The following is a 1,728-nucleotide window of genomic DNA, read 5'->3' as shown; positions in this document are numbered from 1 at the left end:
GGTTCAGGCACACATTCCGTGATCGGTTCGTGCGGGTAGGTCACGGTTCGGCTGTTCCGGTCGGTAGGTGCGGTCTTGATCAAGAGCATCGCGGCTGTGGTGATCTCAGGCCTGGTGGAGGTTCTGTTTCCGCATCTGGGCGGGCTGTTGGTAGAGAAGGTCTTCAGATCGGGACGGACGGTGCGGGTCTGGGCGAGAACTGGCACGGTGATAGCGGGTTGCCCGGGCTGCGACGTGGTGTCTTCACGGGTCCACAGCCGGTATGAGCGGCAGCTGGCCGATACCGCAATCGGCGGACAGGAGGTGCTCATCCATCTTGAGGTCCGGCGGTTCTTCTGCGTCGATCCGACATGTCCGAGGAAGACGTTCGCTGAGCAGGTGCCCGGTCTGACCAGCCATTATGGTCGTCGCAGCACGAGCCTGGGTGGCTTGTTGCGGGAGGTGGCGCTGGCGCTGGGCGGCAGGGCTGGCGCTCGGCTCTGCGAGCGGATCGCCGCGGCGGTGAGCCGGATGACGCTGATCAGAATGATCCGCGGTCTGCCCGACGCGGCCTCGACGGTCGGTCCTCGCGTGCTGGGGGTGGACGATTTCGCGCTCCGCCGCGGCCATACCTACGGCACGATCCTCATCGACCTCACCACCGGCCGCCCCATCGACGTGCTTCCCGACCGGACGGCCGACACGTTGGCCACCTGGCTGAAAGCACATCCCGGAGTCGAGATCATCTGCCGGGATCGGGCCGGCGCCTACGCCGAGGGCGCCGCGCGCGGCGCCCCTGACGCGATCCAGGTCGCTGATCGCTGGCACATGTGGCGCAACCTGGGCGAAGCAGCCGAACGCGTCGTCGCCCGTCACCGCACCCATCTTCGCGACCCGGCAAAAGCCGCCTCAGGAGTCGTAACGCCGGTGGCCGAACCACACCCCGGACCGCAGGCCGATCTGCGAACGGGACCGCTCGCCGAACGCATCCGCCATCGCCACGCCGCCATCCACAAACTCCTCGAGCAAGGTCACGACCTGAAGGGCATCGCTAGGGACCTTGGCCTGGCCCGCAACACCGTCCGCAAGTTCGCCCGCGCCACGACGCCCGAAGAACTTCTGGTCAACACCGGCACCGGACGCCGCCCGAAGATCCTCGACCAACACGCCGCCTACCTGCTGCGCCGCTGGAACGAGGGCTGCACCAACGCTGCCCAACTCCATCGAGAACTCCGCGACCAAGGCCACCAGATCCGCAGCAGCGCCGTCCGCGCCTACGTCCGCGCCTGGCGCGTCGCCACTCCCGCCGCACCACGACCGCCCGTACCGGCCACCGTTCGCAAAGCCACCGGCTGGCTCCTTCGCGACCCCGCCCACCTCACGCAGGACGAGCAACGGCAACTCGACGCGTTCACCCAGGCCGACCCGGCCCTGGCCGCTCTCCGCACCCACATCTCGGCGTTCGCGGTGATGATGCTCGACCGGCAAGGCCAACACCTCGACGCATGGATGGACGCCGTCGAGAACGACGACCTCCCCGAACTCCGCTCCTTCGCCAACGGCCTACGCCGCGACTACGACGCCGCCCGCGCCGGCCTGACCCTTCCCTACAGCTCTGGCCCAGTCGAGGGCCACGTCAACCGCATCAAAATGATCAAGAGGCAGATGTATGGCCGCGCCAACCCCGACCTTCTCCGCAAACGAATCCTCCACGGAGACTGACCTGATCACGGAATGTGTGCCTGAACC

The 1,728-nt window shown here is 67.4% G+C and carries 1 protein-coding gene; it reads left to right on the top strand.

Going from position 1 to position 1,728, the window contains the following annotated elements:
- The first annotated feature begins 75 nt into the window (after positions 1–75).
- The gene (locus ACIBH1_RS49040) at positions 76–1,701 is read left to right on the top strand and encodes an ISL3 family transposase (protein WP_397321044.1); all 1,626 of its coding nucleotides are present in this window, start codon (positions 76–78) and stop codon (positions 1,699–1,701) included.
- The last annotated feature ends 27 nt before the right edge of the window (positions 1,702–1,728 follow it).

This window comes from Nonomuraea sp. NPDC050663 (assembly GCF_044456985.1).
In the GTDB taxonomy this organism is placed as follows: domain Bacteria; phylum Actinomycetota; class Actinomycetes; order Streptosporangiales; family Streptosporangiaceae; genus Nonomuraea.
The sequence above is the reverse complement of the archived record's forward strand: the minus strand, read 5'-3'. Positions and strand labels throughout refer to the sequence as shown.